The following is a 13760-nucleotide window of genomic DNA, read 5'->3' as shown; positions in this document are numbered from 1 at the left end:
CTCCTGATTTAGGAGGTTCGTTTTTTTCCTTCAACTCTTACTTTATCTATTACTTTTTGGTAGCGATCTCTAGACCATGAATGATAAGAAGGATGTGGTACCCCTTCAATAACGGTTAAATTCTCTCTATTAGAAAGTTTGTTCACATATTTTTCTGCGAATCTTCCGCATGGGACGATAAGTGAATTTTCTGTAAGCAAAGATGTTAACCTCGTTTCAAAATGTTGTAGAAGAAGTTGATCGAATTTAGCCCTGAATTCATCTTTAAAGACTTTTACTGAGCTCGTCCTAACTGCTTCAGCGACTTTGATCTCTTCTGAATATCTGGAAACGAATGATTGATCAGGAAATGCGGACCCTTGCAGTGGAAACGAACTCACATTTACGATACCAAACGCAGTTTTCTTATTCTCATTTATGTACTGTTTTAACAACTTTCCCATCGGAAGGCTCTCTTCGACTTCAAACAATTCTTTTGCCATCGATCTGCCAGACAAACCCGCCAAAGGTACTCCAGATTTGATCTCCTCTTTATGAGGTGATTCTAGAATAAATATCATATCTGTGTGTTCAGAAATTAGATCTTGAACACTATAAAGTTCTGATGCTTCTTCAAAAAAAGAATGGATATCCATCAAATCTGCCTCCTTTACTCATTAGATGTTGATTACTGTTCATCTCCCCCGCACAAAGCGAGCAACCTGAAATGCGTAATCAACATTTCCCAAAAACCTAATCGTTTTCATTGTACTTTCGACATTCCTATGCCACAATATCATCATTACTTGAAAGTAATTGTTAAGGAGTGAACATACTTTGAAAATCATTTTGAATGAAGAAACTGCAAAATTTGTGATCAATGACCTTCAAGCGTCTCAGAACGATTCCATCCGTTTTTTCGTTCGCCTTGGAGGATGCAGCACAGTACAAGATGGCTTTTCGTTAGGCCTTACAAAAGATACACCTAAACATACAGCTGCAGAAATTGTTGTAGAGAACCATACTTTTTTCATCGAGCAAGAAGATGAATGGTTCTTCGATGGAAATAATCTAACTGTTTCCATTAAAGATGGAGAAATCAAGTACGATTTTAACGAGAACAAAAATTAGACTATAAGAATTTTTGAAGTTCTCCAATTCTTCCTTCATTTTTCATGATCTCTATTTGCTTATCCCCAATAAGGTCGAAATGGGGGTAAGCATCTCGTTCATGAATCCACTCTTCTTGTAAACCGTAAGTTCTTCCCCACTCTGATAATTTTTTCCGATCGTTACAGCCTACTTTTGTTACACTCTTAGCTTTTGGAAATCGCGGATCATACCAAAAATGGGTGAGGAATGCGATTTGTCCTCCTTCTACTTCATCTTTCCATCTCTTTAAGTCGGCACGTTTTATTCCGAAAGCCATTATTCTGATGAGCTCATTTCCATGTAGGCTTCATGCCAATCTGGAAAATATTTTTTGATCGAGATCGGTCGGAAATTTTCTTTCTTCACACATACATGAGTGGATTCGCCTGTAACACATAATTCGTTTTCGTCGTTAAAGATCTCATAATAATAAACAACCTTGATCCCTGAATATTCTTTTACGGCTGTTTTAATATGAGCTTTTTGTCCATAGGTTAATGGTTTTTTATATGACGCATGAATGTCTGTAACGGGGGAAAGTATCCCTTCTCTCTCCATGTCTGCGTATTTAAACCCTAAATGTTCGATCAACTTTGTTCTCCCGATTTCAAACCATACCAGATAGTTTGCATGATAGACGACCCCCATCTGATCTGTTTCTGCATATCTAACATCAACGCTACTCTCAACAAATTTCATATGTCATCTGTTTCCCTTCATGTTGTCTTTTCTTAACACTTTAGTAGAAAATGAAAAAAAAGACCAGCAATATGCCGGTCTTTCTCTTACTGAAGGTCGTTACCTTCTCTGTACGCCTTTTCTTCTTGAATCTCATTTTGAAACTGCTCAATGGATTCTTGTCTATGTTGATTCTTCTCTTTAATCTGCTCTTTTTGGCTTGCAGTCAGTTCTGTGTTAGCCGCTGTCTGGTTAGCTTCCGAAATATTTTGTTCTGTGTTTTGAACCATTTGTTCTAATCGTTCAACATTATTGCTTCGATCGTCTCGGTTTGGTTTGTTCATGATGATTCTCCTTTGTAAAAAGTTCGTACCATCATAGTTTGTACAAATGACTGCTGCAGTTATTCGTTAATTTTTTTGCAAGAGAATCGGACTCATGTTTTGAACGCTTGATTGACAAAGTTCAGAAAGGTATTTCCAATATTCCACTACACTATCATCTTCAAGATTCTTCATTGTAATCTCTAGCCAGGCTAACTCCTCAGCCAACCTAATTGATGAACCGATCCAATATTTTTTGTTTTTGACTGTAATTTGAAATGGTTCTTCAAATCGAAATGGAAGATAGAACCCCTCCGTGTTCGGATGCAGGATGATGTGCTGGTAAACGGTTCCTTTCGTTAGCTTAGCATAGAACAAAAATACCCCATCGTTCTTTGCAGCCGCTTTTTTTAACTTTTCAAGCGTTTCAACATTTCCTAATTCCATCGTTGTAATTTCTTTATCCCAGTTCAACTCTTCACGAAAAGGAACAAGATGTCCCAATCGTTGCATTTCAATCTCTAACTGACGATATAAATAATCCTGATCATCTTTGTTATGTGATACAGGTAATGGTTTGACAGATGCCGTAATCAAACGTACCCCTCCTAATTCTTTCACTACATACACTTTTTCGACAAAATCTATAGTATATGGGAGTCAAAAGAAAAATTATGAAGAGGTATTTTTTAGAAACTAACGTGTTATTTCCCTTTTGGTGGTACGTAATCTGCATGATCGTGCGATTTATTAGCCATCTTTTTTCCATTATTACTGTTACTCTCACGCGGCTGAGTGCCTATATGATTTGGAACGAAATCTTCAGGAAAGCGTTTTGGATTACTCAAAGGTCCTACCTCCTTTCGTCTTCTTTTTACTTTTCCATTAATCAAAATCAACTATTCATCAGTAAACTGGCAATTATTTTTTAATGTCTGATTATTTCGATTTCATCTTGGTTATATTGATATTATTCCAATGAAGAGGTGTCAATGATGAGGAAAAACAGAAAAATGAACTTCAAAGAACTCGTAAGTGAGAACAAGAGGCAACTTCTGAAAGATGAGTCTTACATCGAACAACTTGAGATCAAACTTGACGAAAAACATATGAGAAAAGCATAAAAAAATCCTTTGCCTAAAACGAATTGGCAAAGGATTCTTTTTATTAATTTTGTGTTTGAGAAGAATGAGCAAGTTTGTTACGAAGTACCATTGGAAGGATACCACCATGACGATAGTACTCAATTTCCACTTCGCTGTCAAAACGAGCTACAACTTCAAATGTTTTTTCTGTTCCATCTTCAAAAACAGCTGTAACTTGAACAAGATCACGCGGTTTAACCGTTTCATCAACGGAAACCGTGAATGATTCTTTTCCTGTAAGTCCAAACGTCTCAGCATTCTCACCATCTTTGAATTGAAGAGGCAGTACACCCATCAACACAAGGTTTGAACGGTGGATACGCTCGAAGCTTTCAGCAAGTACAGTTTGAATGCCTAGTAATGTAGTACCTTTTGCTGCCCAGTCACGAGAAGATCCCATACCGTAATCTTTACCTGCGATTACCATAAGACCCGTACCGTTCTCTTTGTATTTCATCGCAGCATCATAAATGCTCATCACTTGGTTAGTTGGCCAGAAAGTAGTCCATCCACCTTCAGTACCTGGAGCAACTGCGTTACGAATACGAATATTCGCGAAAGTACCACGCATCATTACTTCATGGTTACCACGACGAGAACCGTAAGAGTTAAAGTCGCGTGGCTCTACACCGTTTTGAATCAAGTATCTGCCTGCAGGAGTATCTTTTCCAATCGCCCCAGCTGGTGAAATGTGGTCAGTTGTAACAGAATCTCCAAATTTAGCGATAAGCTTAAGATCTTTAAGAGGTTGGATCTCTTTAAGTTCTGCAGAAAGCTCTTCAAAGAATGGAGGATTTTGAATGTAAGTTGATGATGTATCAAAAGCATATAGTTGATCAGCAGAAGTCTTCAGTTCGTTCCAACGTTCGTTCTCGTCAAATACACGCTCGTATTCTTTCTTGAACAACTCTGGAGTAACTGCTTTCTTCATTGCTTCATTAATCTCTTCTGTTGTCGGCCAGATATCTTTGAAGTAAACTTCGTTGCCGTCTTTATCTGTTCCGAAAGAATCAGATTGAAGGTTGAAATCTACAGTACCTGCAAGCGCATAAGCTACTACTAGAGGTGGTGAAGCTAAGTAGTTGGCTTTTACAAGCGGATGGATACGTCCTTCAAAGTTTCTGTTCCCTGAAAGTACAGAAGTAACTGTAAGATCGTTCTTAGCGATCGCATCTTCTACTTCAAGTGCTAAAGGACCAGAGTTACCGATACAAGTTGTACAGCCGTAACCAACAAGGTTGAATCCTAACTGATCCATATAGCTCATCAAACCTGCTTCTTCTAAATAACGTGTAACAACTTTAGAGCCCGGTGCTAAAGATGTTTTTACGTAGCCAGGAACTTTTAAGCCTTTTTCGATCGCTTTCTTTGCAACCAATCCAGCACCTAACATAACATAAGGGTTAGACGTATTCGTACAACTTGTGATCGCGGCGATCGCAACAGCACCTGTCTTCATCGTAGAAGTTTCGTTGTTCGGATGCTTTACAGTAACTTCTTTATTGATCTCATCAGCTGTCAAACCGAACCCTGCATTGCCTTGTGGAGCAACAAGCGCTTTATTGAAGCTGTCTTTCATTTGAGATAAAGGAATTAAATCTTGTGGACGTTTTGGTCCTGACAAGTTTGGCTCAATCTCAGAAAGGTCGATTTCAACAACATCTGTAAATTCAGGGTCTGCATCACCTGCTGTGTAGAACAATCCGTTCGCTTTGCAATAAGCTTCTACAAGCTGGATTTGATCTTCTGTTCTGCCTGTCAGACGAAGATAGTTTAATGCTTCTTCGTCAACTGGGAAGAAACCACAAGTTGCTCCATATTCTGGAGCCATGTTAGAAACTGTTGCACGGTCTGCTAGAGGCATTTCTGCAAGTCCTGGTCCAAAGAACTCAACAAACTTTCCAACTACTTTCTTTTCACGCAGTACTTGCGTTACTTTAAGTGCAAGGTCTGTTGCAGTCGTTCCGTTTGGAAGCGTTCCCGTTAATCTAACACCGATTACTTCTGGAACTGGGAAGTAAGAAGGCTGTCCTAACATACCAGCTTCTGCTTCAATTCCACCAACACCCCATCCTAACACTCCAAGACCATTGATCATTGTTGTATGAGAATCAGTACCTACTAAGGAATCAGGAAAAGCAATCGTTTCACCTTCAGATTCGCTAGTAAGAACAACAGGTGCTAAGTACTCTAAGTTTACTTGGTGGACGATACCAGTTGCAGGAGGAACTGCACGGTAGTTGTCAAACGCAGATTGAGCCCAGCTTAAAAGTTTGTAACGCTCTTCATTTCGAGCGAATTCTAGGTTCATGTTATAAGCAAGTGAATCTTGAGTACCTGCTTTATCAACCTGTACAGAGTGGTCAACTACAAGATCAACTGGAATTTCAGGGTTGATCTGAGAAGGATCTCCACCCATATCCTTCATGGCTTTACGAAGAGAAGCTAAGTCAACGACAGCTGGTACTCCTGTAAAATCCTGAAGAATAACACGTGAAGGCTTAAAAGGAACATCGATATCTTTCAGTTCACTTGTGCCCCACTTTGCAAGATTTTCAACGTGTTCTTTGTTAATTACTTTTCCATCAAATTGTCTTAATACAGATTCCAATAATACTTTTACAGAGTAGGGTAATTTTGATACATTACCAATTCCCGCTTCTTCTAACGCTCCCAAACGGTAATAGCTATATTCCTTACCGTTCACATCAAAAGTAGAACGGGCATTAAATACATCATTTCTTTTCATGTTCCACTCTCTCCCTTCACTAACAATCATACACGATTATGAGAAAAATTGTCGAAAAAATGTGTTCAATTTTAGTCGGTCACACAAAATCTTTTTTTCCCTCTATTATCATACGTAAAACCCTTTCATAAGTAAAATAGTTAATGGTTATCAATCGACATAAGTTTTTCTTATGATATAAATATCACCATATTCCTCTTGCTTGCATATGGTAAATGACGAAATACTTCTTTTTGTTTTCCGCTAAAGTACTACTCTTCAAAAGATCGGAGGGGAAACAGGATGGAATGGTTAAAAAAACTTGCCGCTTTACTTGTATTAATTGGAGCATTAAACTGGGGAGCTATCGGACTTTTTGAATTCAACGTTGTCACAGAAATTTTTGGAAGCGCTACCACAGTAACCAAAGTATTATACAGCTTGATCGGTCTTTCTGGTGTCTGGCTGTTACTCAGTAAATATAAATCTTGAACGTAAAGAAGCACTCCTTTTTTTGGAGTGCTTCTTCTTTTTGATATTGCACAAACTATAAGTAACGGAGGTGATAAACAAATGGGAAGAAATAAAGCAAATCACTCGCGTCCTGGAATGAATGCAGCAAAAGCTCAAGGTAAGGGAGCTGGATATGAGACAGAATTCGGTAATGAGGCATTATCCTTACCTAATGAAAAGTTAAGTGAAGCCCAGCGTCAAAACAATAAGAAAACTAAGAAAAGGCATTAAGGTTTTGGAAACTGACTTTGAAGATGTTGCAGCTCATTTAGAAAGCTTTCTAACTGCGGCTGTTGATGTTCAGAAGCTGTTTCCATTGCGTTCTGTATTTGTTGACAAGCCTTTTCGTTTTCGGTCATAAAATGAGAATAAAAAACACCATATTCACTATTTGACGCGTCCAATGTTTTTGAGATATCCATTGCATGGTGATAACCTTGCTCAGCAGCTTGATACGCTTGTTGCTTGTTTTTATGATAGGGCATAATTACCATCCTTTGTTTTGATATACCTTTAACGTTCCAATTTTATCTAGAATTATTCAATGTATCTCTTTAATTGTGGATTTTAGGTATCCATTCAACGACATCATTGCAAGTTGGTTGGAGTGTAAGGTGTGAGACTCCTGGGGGATCAGTGGGACAGGTGAGACACCTAAGGGCGCAGAGCGCCGAGGTGGCTCACCGCCCGCCCCCCGGAAAGCGAGCACCTGAAGCGGAAATCAACTGCTTTCAAAGCAAGATAGAAAAAGGAGGCTTTTTATGGGAGAGCATAATACGTTTAAAGATATTCGAAAGAACGCTCCAAAAGGAGAAAACCCCGGACAACCGGCTCCTATGAGTGGATCTAAAAAAGTAAAGCAACGCAATCATACGGGACAAAACCGTGGTGAAGGTAGTTAAATACTACAAAAAACAGGGACTGACAGTAAAATCTGTCAGTCCCTGTTCTTAATCGATCGAGCGTATCGCATCTTCAATCGTTAAAAGCTCCTCATCGGAAATTGTTCTAAGGTCTAATAATACTTCCTCATCTTTAATCCTCACGATAATAGGGATTTGATGGTTCCGAAAAGTTCTTGCTAAATATTCTGCTCCTTTACGGTGTTTGATTCCGAGACAAAAAGTAGGTAACTTTACATCAGGCATCGTTCCTCCCCCAACTTGAGAGAACTCTTCTAGAATTCTGATGTTTAAAGAAGAATGATCTTCAACTTTTCTTTTTAGTCGCCATACGCTCTGTCTGATTTCTTCGGGAGTTTTTAATATATCTCTAACTGTAGGAATGTCTTTATATTCTTCATTTCTATAAGACTTTAAGGTTTCGTTTAATGCAGCGATCGTAAACTTATCCACTCTTAGAACACGAGCTAGCTGATGTTTCTTTAATAGATCGATGATTCTCTTTTTCCCTGCAATGATTCCAGCTTGCGGGCCACCCAGGAGTTTATCCCCGCTAAAAGATACAACATCTAATCCTTTAGCTATAACAGAAGAGATCAAAGGTTCTTCTCCAATCCCTAAAGACTGAAAAGGATACAACGCTCCGCTTCCAAGATCTTCGTAGATAATTACGTCCGGATGATCTGGTTTCAACTTCATCAACTCGCCAGAAGAAACTTCTTTCGTAAATCCAATCACCTTAAAATTACTTGTGTGGACCTTCATGATCATTCCCGTTTCATCATTCATCGCTCTTTCGTAATCAAAGAAATGTGTTTTGTTCGTTGTACCAATTTCCCGAAGTTTCGCTCCACTTTCTTCCATTATAGAAGAAACACGAAATGAGCCTCCTATTTCAACAAGCTCACCTCTAGAAACGATGACTTCTTTGTTTTTAGCTAGTGCTTTAAGGATGAGGTAGACGGCAGCGGCATTATTGTTCACAACCATCGCGGCTTCAGCACCTGTTACTTGTTTAATTAGTTCTTCTGTCAGATCATGCCTAGAGCCTCTTTTTCCTTCTTCCAAGTTATACTCTAAATTCGAATACATTCTTGCTGTTTCACTCATTCGTTCTACACTTTTCTCACTAAGTCTAGAACGTCCAAGATTTGTATGTATAACAATTCCGCTAGCATTGATCAATGAGCGGATCTGATGGGTAGGATGAACTAAATTAGACTTTGCTGAATTCTTAACGAGTGATCTGATATCAGTTTTCAAGTCAACAGCATGGTGATCGTTGAGAATATTTTTTCGCCAAAGTTTGATCGCATCTTGAACAGCTCGTGTTACTTCCTTTTCAGGTTTGCCACTCACTTCAGAACTGATATCTTTTACCACCTCATGAACCGCAGGTAGCTGCCTTAATAAATCAGATTTTAACAAAATGAAGCTCCTCCTTAAGGGCTTAACGATTCCTTTAAGGAGGGCATCGTTTTTTAAGCCATTAATTTTTCTAAGTGTTTTATGATCAGGTCATGATCCGGAAATTCTCCGGTCTCTTTTTTTGAATAAATCTTTTCGCCATTGACGGATACTTCAAACACCCCACCAGAACTAGGAATCAGTTCGAGGGAAGAAATTTTAGATCGAAAATGGTTGAACAGGTCTTCCGCGAGACTCGCGGCTTTTGGTGCAAAGTTTCACATCATACAGAATTCAATAGATACTTTCATGTTTCATCCTCCTTTTTTAAGACTATTTTAGTATATCCTTAGGCATTTCACAAAAATAATGTTTATACTAACAAAAGGAGGTGTCCTATTATTATGACGAGTAAAGATAAAGTGAAGCTCACTCACCTTTCCTCAAAAGGTGGTTGAGGCTGTAAAATTGGTCCAGAAGACCTGGCGCAAGTTTTGCGCCATCTACCAAAAAGCGAATATGATCCTAACCTTTTAGTTGGTTTAGATACTTCAGACGATGCAGGAGTCTATAAGTTAACGGATGACCTTGCTATGATCCAGACTGTCGACTTCTTTACGCCAATCGTAGACGATCCATACATGTTCGGCCAGATTGCTGCTGCCAATTCACTTAGTGATGTATACGCGATGGGAGGACGACCTACAACAGTAATGAATATAGTAGGTTTTCCGATCAACACTCTAGGTCACGATGTTCTCGCTGAGATCTTAAAGGGTGCTGCCGATAAAGTGAAAGAATCTGGCGCAGTGCTTGTCGGAGGACACTCGATTGACGATTCAGAGCCTAAGTTCGGTCTGTCTGTAACTGGCCTCGTTCATCCATCAAAAGTATACAAAAATGTTGGTGCGAGACCCGGAGATGTTCTTGTGTTAACCAAACCAATCGGTGTGGGTATACAAACCACAGCGATAAAAAAAGACAAGCTTACCGTCGATCAGCTTCAGCTCGTCAGCGAAACGATGGCAGCATTGAATAAGACTGCTGCTGAATGTTTAGAAGGTCTATCTCCTAACGCTGTTACAGATGTAACTGGATTTGGTCTCCTTGGTCATGCGACTGAGATGGCAAAAGGAACTGGAGATATTACAATCGAGATCGATTATGACCGAGTACCACTCTTACCAGGCACTACAGAGCTTGCTCAAGAAGGAATCGTTCCTGGTGGTTCTAAAGCCAATCATCGTTGGATCAAAGATGATGTCCAATACGGAAACGAAATTTCCCAGTGGCAGCAATGGATATTATGTGACGCTGTAACTTCTGGCGGTTTACTCGTAAGTCTTTCTGAAAGTGAAGCAAGAGAATACGTGGAGAGACTTCATAAAAATGGCATTAATGACGCAAGTATCGTCGGTCGTGTTCTTTCATTCTCACAAAAACCGATCAAAGCCAATTAAACACAAAAAACTCCGAAATCGGAGTTTTTTGTGCATTTTTAAGATGAATGGTTATAGATTTCAGCGTAGATCTTATCATCAAATTCTTCAGGTGCTCCATCAAAAACGAGTTTCCCATCCTTAAGCGCGATGATTCTTGTGGCAAATTTTTTAGCGAGAACGACATCGTGTACGTTAATGATTGAAACAAGATTTCTTTTCACGTGGGTTTCTTTTAGTAAATGAAATATCCGATCGGCCGTTCCAGGATCTAAACTTGCAACAGGTTCGTCCCCTAAGAATACTTTCGGGTTTTGAACGAGTGCTCGAGCGATCGCTACTCTTTGTTTTTGCCCGCCGCTTAACTTTTCAACTCTTCTTGTTGGTTCAACCGTTAGTTCAACCTGATCAATCGCTTCTAGAGCTTGTATTCGATCGCTGGATTTAAACAATCCTAACAGATTCTCATACGATTTTTTGTATCCAAACAGACCTGTTAAGATGTTCTGAACAACACTCATCCTCGGGATTAAGTTGAAATGCTGAAAGATCATACCTGTTTTACGGCGAACTTCTAGGGTTTCTTTATGAGTCATCTCACTTAACGCCTTATCTTCCCATTTTACATAGCCTTCAGTTACAGGCTGCAACCCGTTGATACATCTGATAAACGTTGATTTACCTGCACCGCTTCTACCTAAGACACAAACGAACTCCCCTTTTTGAAAAGTTACACTTATATCCGCTAACGCAGATTCTTTAGCGCCAGGATACGTGACAGATACATTCTTAAATTCAATCATATTATCACCTAAATTACCTTCTCCCGAATTTTGCTGCCCATATAATCCACCATGATAACCATGATCATAATGAGGAGTACGTCAACAGAGACTAATTGGTATTGAAATGTTTTAAAATGAATAAACAACTGTTGCCCTATTCCGCCGCCACCGATCAGACCTAAGATAAGTGAAGTTCGAATAGCTACTTCGAATCGGTAGAAAAATTGAGACAAGACATTCGGCCATATTTGTGGTAACACGGCAAATAGATTTCCGATCCATTTACTCGCACCAACTGCAGACATCGCTTCCATCGGACCCTTTTCAGCTGATTCGATAAGCTCAGATATCAGCTTTCCTAATACTCCGATATTATGAAAAATAATGGCGATAACGGCAGGAAACGGGCCAAGCCCAAGCGTTGTTAATAAAATGAGACCGAACACAAATTCAGGGACTGAGCGTAAAAAACTGAGAAAGAAACGAGTCACGAAATAGACAAAACGGTTTTTACTCGTGTTTCGTGCTGCCATAAAACTTAACGGAAGCGCGATGATCAGACCAAATAAGCTCCCCAAAAATGCAATAGCGATCGTTAACAAACTTTCTTGAAACAGAAACGGTAGGCTTTCTGTGTTCATTGGAAACCATTTCGACAGAAAGTCACCCATATTATGAAAATCTCTAAACTTCGAAAGATCGAACTCTGTTAACTTCATGCTTCCTATTACGAGGAAGCTTAAGCATAATAGAATTAAAAATTGGCTCCTCTTAAACCAAACCATGGTTCCCCTCTATTCTTGAATGGTACCCTCTTTAATTGCTGCTTTTCGGATACTTTCGTAATCCTTGTTGTCTGCCTTTGTAAAGCCTGTTGCACCAAAAGCATCTAGAATCTCTTTATCTTTAATATCTAAAAAGATCTCTTGAAGTTTCTTCATCGTTTTCTCATCAGTATTCTTAGAAACTGCCCATGGATATTGGAACAACTTCTCTGACTTCCAGATCACTTTAAACTGATCTCCGTCAATTGCTCCTTCTTCGATCAACTTATCATAAATCGCGCTATCGATCGCACCAACATCCACTTGTTTGTTTTGTACAGCTAGTGCTGTCGCATCATGTGAACCTGTAAACCTAACATTTTTAAAATCACTATCAGATTCACTTCTATAGATACCCTCATCTTTAAGTTTGATGCTCGGAATCAATGATCCTGAAGTGGAGGATGGATCACCAAAAGCAAACTTTACATTCTTCACATCAGTTACCATATCTTTAAGACTTTCATACTTGCTGTCTTTATGCGAGATCAGATAAGAATAGTAGAACGGTTCACCTTTGATCAGTTGTGTTACGATCGCTTTAGCTCCACTCTCTTCATGAGCGACAACATATGTAAGAGGACCAAAATACGCCATGTCGATCTTATCATAGTTCATCGCTTCCACTACACCGTTGTAATCTGGATAAGATGTGATCTTCACTTCACGGTCCATCTTCTCAGTAAGCACTTTTTGAAGCTTATCCAGCGCGCCCTTCATCTCACCTTCCGTTTGAGCTGGAATTACCCCAATCGTAAAGACCTCATCTTTCTTTGAATCCGTATTCTTTTTTTCATCGTTTTTCGTTCCACAAGCTGATAAGAATAGAATCATAGTCAGCAATAGTAAACTAAGTTTTTTCATCATTTTCTCTCCTTTTAATCTTATTAATCTTTATATAATTCCATATAAGAGTCTATTTCTTTCTTCATAGTGTGATCCTCTTTTATGGTTTGATACCCATATTCACTAAGTTGTTTATACATGTCACGATTTGAAACAACTTTTTTTATAGAATGATATAAATCTTCTTGAGACTGGAACAACAATCCGTTCATACCATGTTGTATGATACTTGCGTTTCCGACGTTTTCCCTTGCGATTACAGGCTTTCTGAAACTCATCGCTTCTAACAGTGCTGTCGGTTGCCCTTCTGAGATCGATGTATTCAGTACAACATCTCCCCATTCATACAGCTTCTTCATTTGACCGAGCTCTACTTCAGGCAGATAATGCAACCATTCATACTTATCTTCCGCCTTCTTCACTCGTTCAAATTCTTCCTCATCTAAATTTGCCCCTACAATTAAAAAGCAGAGTTTAGAGAAATCAGTAGACAACTTGATCAAACTTTCTAATGCAAAAAGAACATCCTTAACTGGACGGATTCCAGCTGGCAGTAACAATTTTGGATAGCCCTCTGGTAGAGTGAACGGTACGATCGTATGGTCAGTATAGGGTAAATAAACACTTTGAGGAATCACATGTATGGACTGATCGCTCAGTCCATACTCTTTTGCGAGCATTTGTTTAGCTTGTTGTGTAAAAACACTAATCGCTTTCGCTTTTCGTAAGAGAGGAAGATACCTTTCTTCATCTTCTTTTAGCGAGTGATTGAGATCAGTACCTCCAGAGGTTACGATATAAGGTTTATTCAACGTTAACTTGTTTTTATCTGCCCACTGAACGAATCTAGAAAAATGAAGAATATGAAATAAATCTGCTTTTTCCATCCAATCAAAAAGGCTAGCATGTACACTTGTTTCTTCATATGAAAACATAGAAAGGTCAACTTTCTCAGACAATCCATGTTCTAATCGTTTAGACGTCGTTGAATTTCCACGGTTTTGTTTATAGTATGGTGTGAAAAAGACAACTCTCACAT

At 39.0% G+C, this 13760-nt stretch carries 20 protein-coding genes; 6 read left to right on the top strand and 14 right to left on the bottom strand.

Features of this window, described 5'->3' with window-relative positions; genetic code table 11:
- Positions 1-8 precede the first annotated feature (8 nt).
- A complete protein-coding gene (locus ABE65_RS09295) occupies positions 9-635 on the bottom strand; it encodes a hypothetical protein (protein WP_066393956.1) in 627 nt (208 codons plus the stop codon).
- Between the two features lie 181 nt (positions 636-816).
- On the opposite strand from ABE65_RS09295, the gene ABE65_RS09290 reads away from it, so the two are divergent.
- Positions 817-1110, top strand: a complete 294-nt coding sequence (locus ABE65_RS09290; RefSeq protein WP_066393955.1) for a HesB/YadR/YfhF family protein — start codon at positions 817-819, stop codon at positions 1108-1110.
- A 1-nt stretch (position 1111) separates the two neighbouring features.
- Here ABE65_RS09290 and ABE65_RS09285 read toward each other — a convergent pair whose 3' ends face one another.
- From ABE65_RS09285 to ABE65_RS09265, 5 genes are all read right to left on the bottom strand, one after another.
- A complete protein-coding gene (locus tag ABE65_RS09285) occupies positions 1112-1408 on the bottom strand; it encodes a hypothetical protein (protein ID WP_066393954.1) in 297 nt (98 codons plus the stop codon).
- A complete protein-coding gene (locus ABE65_RS09280; RefSeq protein ID WP_066393952.1) occupies positions 1408-1830 on the bottom strand; it encodes an acyl-CoA thioesterase in 423 nt (140 codons plus the stop codon). The genes ABE65_RS09285 and ABE65_RS09280 overlap by 1 nt, the downstream gene beginning before the upstream one ends.
- Positions 1831-1916: 86 nt before the next feature.
- Positions 1917-2153 (bottom strand): small acid-soluble spore protein Tlp, encoded by a 237-nt coding sequence (tlp, locus tag ABE65_RS09275; protein WP_066393949.1) that lies wholly within the window; start codon positions 2151-2153, stop codon positions 1917-1919.
- Between the two features lie 66 nt (positions 2154-2219).
- On the bottom strand, positions 2220-2729 hold the full coding sequence (locus tag ABE65_RS09270; protein WP_066393947.1) for a hypothetical protein: 510 nt from the start codon (positions 2727-2729) through the stop codon (positions 2220-2222).
- 107 nt (positions 2730-2836) lie between these two features.
- The gene (locus ABE65_RS09265; RefSeq protein WP_066241162.1) at positions 2837-2980 is read right to left on the bottom strand and encodes an acid-soluble spore protein N; all 144 of its coding nucleotides are present in this window, start codon (positions 2978-2980) and stop codon (positions 2837-2839) included.
- A gap of 144 nt (positions 2981-3124) precedes the next feature.
- Here ABE65_RS09265 and ABE65_RS09260 point away from each other — a divergent pair, with 144 nt between their 5' ends.
- Positions 3125-3256 (top strand): FbpB family small basic protein, encoded by a 132-nt coding sequence (locus tag ABE65_RS09260; RefSeq protein WP_330998125.1) that lies wholly within the window; start codon positions 3125-3127, stop codon positions 3254-3256.
- A gap of 43 nt (positions 3257-3299) precedes the next feature.
- Here ABE65_RS09260 and acnA read toward each other — a convergent pair whose 3' ends face one another.
- Positions 3300-6026, bottom strand: a complete 2727-nt coding sequence (acnA, locus tag ABE65_RS09255) for an aconitate hydratase AcnA (protein ID WP_066393940.1) — start codon at positions 6024-6026, stop codon at positions 3300-3302.
- 282 nt (positions 6027-6308) lie between these two features.
- Between acnA and ABE65_RS09250 the strand changes: the two genes are divergently transcribed.
- Both ABE65_RS09250 and sspO read left to right on the top strand, forming a co-directional pair.
- Complete coding sequence (locus ABE65_RS09250; protein ID WP_066393939.1) at positions 6309-6497, top strand: DUF378 domain-containing protein; 189 nt, start codon at positions 6309-6311, stop codon at positions 6495-6497.
- Positions 6498-6578: 81 nt separating this feature from the next.
- Positions 6579-6749, top strand: coding sequence for a small acid-soluble spore protein SspO (gene sspO, locus ABE65_RS09245; RefSeq protein ID WP_066393937.1), 171 nt, complete (start codon positions 6579-6581; stop codon positions 6747-6749).
- Here the strand turns inward: sspO and ABE65_RS09240 are convergent.
- Positions 6746-7003: a hypothetical protein gene (locus ABE65_RS09240; protein WP_066393936.1), complete on the bottom strand. Its 258-nt coding sequence runs from the start codon at positions 7001-7003 to the stop codon at positions 6746-6748. The two genes, sspO and ABE65_RS09240, sit on opposite strands and share 4 nt — an antisense overlap.
- Positions 7004-7279: 276 nt before the next feature.
- Between ABE65_RS09240 and ABE65_RS09235 the strand changes: the two genes are divergently transcribed.
- Positions 7280-7420: a small acid-soluble spore protein P gene (locus tag ABE65_RS09235; protein ID WP_066393930.1), complete on the top strand. Its 141-nt coding sequence runs from the start codon at positions 7280-7282 to the stop codon at positions 7418-7420.
- Positions 7421-7468: 48 nt separating this feature from the next.
- Here ABE65_RS09235 and selA read toward each other — a convergent pair whose 3' ends face one another.
- Positions 7469-8848 (bottom strand): L-seryl-tRNA(Sec) selenium transferase, encoded by a 1380-nt coding sequence (selA, locus tag ABE65_RS09230; RefSeq protein WP_066393928.1) that lies wholly within the window; start codon positions 8846-8848, stop codon positions 7469-7471.
- A gap of 53 nt (positions 8849-8901) precedes the next feature.
- Entirely contained in the window at positions 8902-9138 is a 237-nt protein-coding gene (locus ABE65_RS22325; protein ID WP_322741861.1) for an Rdx family protein, read from the bottom strand.
- A gap of 93 nt (positions 9139-9231) precedes the next feature.
- Here ABE65_RS22325 and selD point away from each other — a divergent pair, with 93 nt between their 5' ends.
- Positions 9232-10287, top strand: coding sequence for a selenide, water dikinase SelD (gene selD / locus ABE65_RS09225; protein ID WP_082861361.1), 1056 nt, complete (start codon positions 9232-9234; stop codon positions 10285-10287).
- Between the two features lie 38 nt (positions 10288-10325).
- Here the strand turns inward: selD and phnC are convergent, their stop codons facing one another.
- Genes phnC through ABE65_RS09205 form a run of 4 tightly spaced genes read right to left on the bottom strand, consistent with a single transcriptional unit; the run spans position 10326 to position 13758 of the window.
- On the bottom strand, positions 10326-11069 hold the full coding sequence (phnC, locus tag ABE65_RS09220) for a phosphonate ABC transporter ATP-binding protein (RefSeq protein ID WP_066393923.1): 744 nt from the start codon (positions 11067-11069) through the stop codon (positions 10326-10328).
- Positions 11070-11077: 8 nt separating this feature from the next.
- The gene (gene phnE, locus ABE65_RS09215; RefSeq protein ID WP_066393920.1) at positions 11078-11836 is read right to left on the bottom strand and encodes a phosphonate ABC transporter, permease protein PhnE; all 759 of its coding nucleotides are present in this window, start codon (positions 11834-11836) and stop codon (positions 11078-11080) included.
- 9 nt (positions 11837-11845) lie between these two features.
- Positions 11846-12739 (bottom strand): phosphate/phosphite/phosphonate ABC transporter substrate-binding protein, encoded by an 894-nt coding sequence (gene phnD, locus ABE65_RS09210; protein WP_197480358.1) that lies wholly within the window; start codon positions 12737-12739, stop codon positions 11846-11848.
- A gap of 23 nt (positions 12740-12762) precedes the next feature.
- Positions 12763-13758: a glycosyltransferase gene (locus tag ABE65_RS09205; protein ID WP_066393917.1), complete on the bottom strand. Its 996-nt coding sequence runs from the start codon at positions 13756-13758 to the stop codon at positions 12763-12765.
- Between the last annotated feature and the right edge of the window lie 2 nt (positions 13759-13760).

Source organism: Fictibacillus phosphorivorans, assembly GCF_001629705.1.
GTDB classification, from domain to species: domain Bacteria; phylum Bacillota; class Bacilli; order Bacillales; family Fictibacillaceae; genus Fictibacillus; species Fictibacillus phosphorivorans_A.
Note: the sequence above shows the minus strand (reverse complement) of the source record. Positions and strands in the feature narration are given on the sequence as shown.